Annotated in this window: 3 protein-coding genes and 1 pseudogene; 2 read left to right on the forward strand and 2 right to left on the reverse strand. The window is 54.9% G+C overall.

Annotated features, from left to right (window positions below; genetic code table 11):
- Nucleotides 1-51: 51 nt before the first annotated feature.
- Both PFRI_RS04660 and PFRI_RS04665 read right to left on the reverse strand, forming a co-directional pair.
- A pseudogene (locus PFRI_RS04660) lies at nt 52-213 on the reverse strand (sulfotransferase family 2 domain-containing protein); the annotation flags it as partial.
- Between the two features lie 41 nt (nt 214-254).
- Nucleotides 255-1,154, reverse strand: a complete 900-nt coding sequence (locus PFRI_RS04665) for a DMT family transporter (RefSeq protein ID WP_072629580.1) — start codon at nt 1,152-1,154, stop codon at nt 255-257.
- Between the two features lie 76 nt (nt 1,155-1,230).
- Here PFRI_RS04665 and PFRI_RS04670 point away from each other — a divergent pair, with 76 nt between their 5' ends.
- Together PFRI_RS04670 and PFRI_RS04675 are read left to right on the forward strand one after the other, a co-directional pair.
- A complete protein-coding gene (locus tag PFRI_RS04670) occupies nt 1,231-2,856 on the forward strand; it encodes an AMP-binding protein (RefSeq protein WP_072629581.1) in 1,626 nt (541 codons plus the stop codon).
- 70 nt (nt 2,857-2,926) lie between these two features.
- Nucleotides 2,927-3,952, forward strand: coding sequence for a hypothetical protein (locus PFRI_RS04675; protein ID WP_072629582.1), 1,026 nt, complete (start codon nt 2,927-2,929; stop codon nt 3,950-3,952).
- Nucleotides 3,953-4,112 lie beyond the last annotated feature (160 nt).

Below are 4,112 nucleotides of genomic sequence, written 5' to 3' on the forward strand. Positions count from 1 at the left end.
CCCGATTACATCTTAGCTGAGCCACAAACCTGTCCGAATTAGTAGGACCACTTCAAACGCCTCTAGCCTTTTCTTGCGACGCTTCGCCTTTGGGGTATCGCCAATGATGATGTCATCCGCCGCCGCACGGTCTTCAAGAGCAAGGGTAAGGGCTGTGCCTCCCGTTTTCGGGATGTGCACAAAGACATAATTGCGGCTCTTGGAAATGATCATAGCGTATTGCTCTCAAACTCTCGTCGCAAAACTCTGCACCCTCACCCTTTGGAGCGCAACGCGATCAACGATCCTGCCCCCGCGATCATCACAATTCCGATGAGTTGGTTAACTGTGATCCCCTGCCCCATCAGGACGTAAGCAAAAAACGGACCAAAGATGAAAATGGAATACTCGAACACAGTCACAAAGCTGGGTTCAGCGCTTTGATAAGCTTTCACCAGAAACCCAACGCCAATGAGCGAGCCAACCGCTTGCAGCAAGATCAGCGACCACGTCAGCGAAGTCGGCCAGATCAAACCGCGCAGCAGAAAACCATCGCTGCCCGCGGGGGCTTCTGGCGCGACAATGGCTAGTCCCGTTAGCATGACAGCTCCGATTACCCCTTGTAGCCCGAAAATTCCCGCCAGCATCACCAGAGTGTTTTCTCCCGCACATATCTTTTGCGTGGCGACGGATCCCATCGCGTAAAACAGCCCTCCAAAAACAGGCAGGAAATTCACCCATGTCATGGCACCATCATTTGGACCAAGAACCACGATAATTCCCGCGAACCCCAATAGAACCGCAAAAATCCGCAAAAACCCGACCTTCTCACCAAAGGCGAAAACGCTGATCAGCAAAACAAAAATCGGCGCGGTGAAAAGTCCTGCCAAAGCCTGTGCAATCGGCATAAACGCGAGCGAGCCAAAGTAGAACACCATCCCAAGCGCAATCAGCCCGTTGCGCAAAAGCACCGCCCAAAGCCGGATAGGGCGCAGCGTGCCGAACCCGAAATAGGCAACCAACGCAAGCATCGGCAAACCCATACAGGCCCGAAAGAACTGAAACTGCCACAGGCTGATATCGCGCGCGATCACTGCAATATAGTTGTCGATCAACCCAATGATCAGCATCGAGATCACCATAAACGTCGCGGCTTGCTTAGGCTGATGCGTCATTGCTCTTTCCATCTCTCAAAAGTGCTGCCAGTTTAACGAAAATTTGCGACATGACACGTGGGAGGATCATACGCACATGGGATGGATGAAGGATGAAACCGGATTAGACAAGCGTGCTGCCAATTATCGCGCGCTGACGCCTCTTTCACATTTGCGGCGCGCCGCCAAAGTTTTCCCCAAAAAGACTGCTGTGGTCTACGGCGAACAACGCTTTAATTATGTCGAGTACCATCAGAGATGCACGCAACTTGCCTCTGCCCTTACGCAGGTTGGCATTGCCTCTGGCGACGTCGTAGCGACGCTGCTTCCCAACGTCCCGACACAAGCAGAAGCGCATTTCGGCGTTCCCGCAAGTGGCGCGGTTTTGAACACAATCAACACACGTCTCGATGTAGGCACCATTGCCTACATATTTGAGCACGGCGAAGCCAAAGCGGCACTCGTAGACACTCAGTTCCTCCCAGTCGCAGAAGCTGCGATTGAGCAAATGGACGGTGCAGGTCCCCAGATCATCGAAGTTCCTGATGACGCCGCAGGCTATCCAGCAACGGGCCGCCACATAACCTACGACGCGCTCATTGCAAGCGGCGATCCAGCGTTCGAGTGGATCATGCCAAGCGATGAGTGGGAAAGTCTCGCGCTCAACTACACTTCAGGCACCACGGGACGTCCCAAAGGGGTCGTATATCACCATCGCGGCGCGTATCTGATGACGATGGGCACAGTTGTCAGCTGGCAACTCACCCTCGCGCCCGTGTATCTGACCATCGTTCCGATGTTTCACTGCAATGGTTGGAACCACACGTGGATGATGCCGATGCTGGGCGGAACAGTCGTCTTCTGCCGCGATATCAGTGCGAAAGCGGTTTATGATGCCATTGCCGACGAAGGTGTTACGCATTTCGGCGGCGCGCCTATCGTGCTTAACACCCTCGTCAATTCCGCCCCGGAAGAGCGCCGCGCGTTTGATCACACGGTCGAAGTCTTCACCGCTGGCGCACCCCCTGCCCCAGCAACGCTCGCGGCGATTGAAACGATGGGCTTTCACATCACGCAGGTTTACGGACTGACGGAAACCTATGGGCACGTGACCGAATGCCTCTGGGATGGTGATGCATGGGACGGACTTGAGCAAGACAAACGCTCTGCCATTAAAGCACGCCAAGGCGTTGCGATGCCAATGATGGACGACATCACTGTGCTCGACCCGGACATGGAACAAGTCGCGATGGACGGCACCCAGCAAGGCGAAATCATGATCCGTGGGAACTCGGTTATGAAAGGCTATCTCAAGAATCCCGAAGCGACGGAGGACGCTTTTGCAGGTGGCTACTTCCACTCTGGCGACCTTGCGGTGCAACACCCGGACCAACACATCCAAATTGCGGACCGCGCCAAGGACATCATCATTTCGGGCGGCGAGAATATTTCGTCGGTCGAGGTCGAAGGCACGCTGATGGGCCATCCCGCGGTCTCGCTCTGCGCTGTTGTCGCCAAACCCGATGACAAATGGGGCGAAGTACCCTGTGCTTTCGTTGAACTGCTTCCCGGCGCGAGCGTCACAGAGGCAGAGCTGATCGCCTATGCACGCTCACAGCTTGCAGGCTTCAAAACGCCCAAAGCAGTGGTGTTCCAAGAGCTTCCCAAGACCTCCACAGGCAAAATCCAGAAGTTCGAATTGCGCAAAAGCTTGCAAAGTTAACAATATTGCCCGTCCCCCGTCGCGCGTGTTATGCTATGTTTAATCAAGAGGCAGAGCAGACCCGCCCAACATGACAGCGATAACCAAATATGACCGACTAGAGGCTACAGGCCTCTGGCGTGCTTCGCCTGACAAACAGCGCGTCGATGTTGTCGTGTGCATTGGCGATGCCACTCTGACCATCAAGGATATGCGTGATCAGGCGCTGACCCATTGGTCATTGGCGGCGATTGAGCGTGCGAACCCTGGCAAGCGACCTGCTCTGTTTCATCCCGAAGGTGATACAACCGAAACCCTCGAAATCGCCGACGACGAAGACGAAATGATCCGTGCCATAGAAAAGCTGCGCAAAGCGGTTGAGCGCGCACGCCCGCGAAAAGGTCGACTTCGTGGGTTTCTCACAGTTGCTTTACTTGCCGCTGGCGCTGCCGCTGCTGCGTTTTTGCTACCTGATGCGATTGTTGATCAAGCGTTGAAAGTCGTACCTGCCGTGAAGCGCGCTGAAATTGGCAATAGCCTTTTGACCCACATGCAGCGCTCGACAGGAATTCCGTGCAGCAGCCCGACAGCGACGCAATCTTTGGTCGAGCTGACCCAGCGCATGACTACGGATGAGGGCCCTACGTACCTTGCCGTGATGCGCGCTGGCGTCAAAGATGCGATCCATATTCCCGGCGGCGTTATTTTGCTGAGCCGCACTATGGTCGAAGACTACGAAAGCCCCGATGTGCTTGCGGGCTACATCATCGCGGAACAAGCGCGCCGCGCAGATCGTGACCCTTTGCGTCATGTGCTAGAGAGTGCGGGAACCATGGCGACGTTGCGTTTGCTTACCACAAGCCGCCTTCCTGATGGCACGCTGGAAGCGCATGCAAAACAGCTATTGATCGAAGACCCTGCACCCGTCGCGGTTGCTCCAATTCTCGCGCGGTTTGAGGCACAATCCATCCCCTCAAGCCCTTATGGCTATGCGATAGATGTTACAGGCGAGCAAACGCTTGAATTGATCGAAGGTGATCCCCTTGCGGGTGTCGCGCAGATGCCGGTTTTACCGGATGCTTCATGGGTGCGTCTTCAAACCATTTGCGAAGGGTAGCGCGCATGACTGTAAAACGGATCGTTGCGAACATTTCGACCGACGCACTTTCTGAAGTACGCGCCTTTTATGAAACGCTCTTTGATCTAACACCTGTGATGGACCTAGGTTCAGGACTCATAACCAGAATATGACGGTTGCAGCGAGGGCGATCGCTGAC

It is taken from the genome of Planktotalea frisia, assembly GCF_001890925.1.
GTDB lineage: Bacteria > Pseudomonadota > Alphaproteobacteria > Rhodobacterales > Rhodobacteraceae > Planktotalea > Planktotalea frisia.

Coding starts and splice junctions, on each gene's coding strand:
- PFRI_RS04675 (WP_072629582.1), top strand. CDS start 2,927: ATGACAGCGATAACCAAATATGACCGACTAGAGGCTACAGGCCTCTGG.
- PFRI_RS04665 (WP_072629580.1), bottom strand. CDS start 1,154: ATGACGCATCAGCCTAAGCAAGCCGCGACGTTTATGGTGATCTCGATG.
- PFRI_RS04670 (WP_072629581.1), top strand. CDS start 1,231: ATGGGATGGATGAAGGATGAAACCGGATTAGACAAGCGTGCTGCCAAT.